Origin of the sequence: Streptomyces sp. NRRL S-31, from assembly GCF_000718775.1 — a bacterium.
GTDB lineage: Bacteria > Actinomycetota > Actinomycetes > Streptomycetales > Streptomycetaceae > Streptomyces.
Map to the genome: position 1 here is coordinate 1 of NZ_JOCB01000232.1, position 1451 is coordinate 1451.

At 75.3% G+C, this 1451-nt stretch carries 1 protein-coding gene and 1 pseudogene; both read left to right on the forward strand.

Annotated features, from left to right (window positions below; all coding sequences use genetic code 11):
- Nucleotides 1-559: acyl carrier protein (locus tag IF37_RS40350; protein WP_037858374.1), on the forward strand; the 559-nt coding region annotated here is incomplete at its 5' end.
- 92 nt (nucleotides 560-651) lie between these two features.
- Nucleotides 652-1451: pseudogene (locus tag IF37_RS43235) on the forward strand (beta-ketoacyl synthase N-terminal-like domain-containing protein); the annotation flags it as partial.

The following is a 1451-nucleotide window of genomic DNA, read 5'->3' on the forward strand; positions in this document are numbered from 1 at the left end:
CCGCCTCGACCTCGCCGCCTACGCCCGCCACACCCCCACCCCCGCCCTCCTGCACCACCTCGTCAAACCCACCCGCAAGCAGGCCGGTACCGGCGGTCCGTCCGGGGACGGTCTGGCCGGACGGCTGGCCGGGCTGGCCCCCGCCGAGCGGCAGCGGGAGGTGCTCGCCCTGGTACGGACCGAGGCCGCGGCGGCGCTGGGGCACTCGGGTCCCGAGGCGATCAAGGCGCACCAGGCGTTCAAGGAGGTCGGCTTCGACTCGCTGGCCGCCGTCGAGCTGCGCAACCGGCTCACCACGGCCACCGGGGTCAAGCTCCCGGCCACCCTCGTCTTCGACCACCCCACACCGCGGCGCTTCCTCGCCACCGCGCCGCTGGACCGGCTGGGCGAACTCGGCGTCCTGGACCGGGTGCTGCCGCATCTGGGCGCCGGGTCCGAGGAGGCGCCGGTACCGGCCGACGGCACCGGCGGGCCGGAGGTGGCGGACGAGACCGAGAGCATCCGCGCCATGAGCGTCGACGGGCTGCTCGAACTCGCGCTCGGCGGCGAGTCCGGGTGAGCGGCGACCGGCCCGGGGCCACCGGGCCGCACGGACGGCGGGCGACGACGCCGCGAGGAGACGAGGCCGACAGGCCGTACAGGAAGGAAGCGATGACCGTGTCCGAGGACCAGTCCGCCAAGCTCGTGGAGGCGCTGCGGGCGTCCCTGATCGAGAACGAGCGGCTGAAGCAGGAGCAGGCGCAGGCGGCGGCCGCCGCGCGGGAGCCGATCGCGATCGTCGGGATGGCCTGCCGGCTCCCCGGCGGAGTGACCACCCCGGAGGAGCTGTGGCGCCTGGTCGCCGACGGCACCGACGCCATCACCGAGTTCCCGGCCGACCGCGGCTGGAACACCGACGAGCTGTACGACCCCGACCCGGAGCGGCCCGGCAAGTCCTACGTCCGCGAGGGCGGCTTCCTGCACGACGCGGGCGAGTTCGACGCCGGGTTCTTCGGCATCTCGCCGCGCGAGGCACTGGCCACGGATCCGCAGCAGCGGATCCTGCTGGAGACCGCCTGGGAGGCGTTCGAGCGGGCCGGGATCGCGCCGGGCACGCTCGGCGGCAGCAGCGTCGGCGTGTACGCGGGCGTGATGTACCCTTCGGTTTCGAGGGGCCGTCGCTGACGCTGGACACCGCCTGTTCGTCGTCGCTGGTCGCGGTCCACCTGGCCGCGCAGGCGCTGCGCGGCGGCGAGTGCTCGATGGCGCTCGCGGGCGGTGTCGCCGTGATGGCGACGCCCGGGGTGTACGTGGAGTTCTCACGGCAGCGGGGGCTGGCGGCCGACGGGCGCTGCAAGCCGTTCGCGGCGGGTGCGGACGGCACCGGCTGGTCGGAGGGCGCGGGCCTGCTCCTGCTGGAACGCCTCTCCGACGCCCGCCGCAACAACCACCCCGTCCTCGCCGTCGTCCGC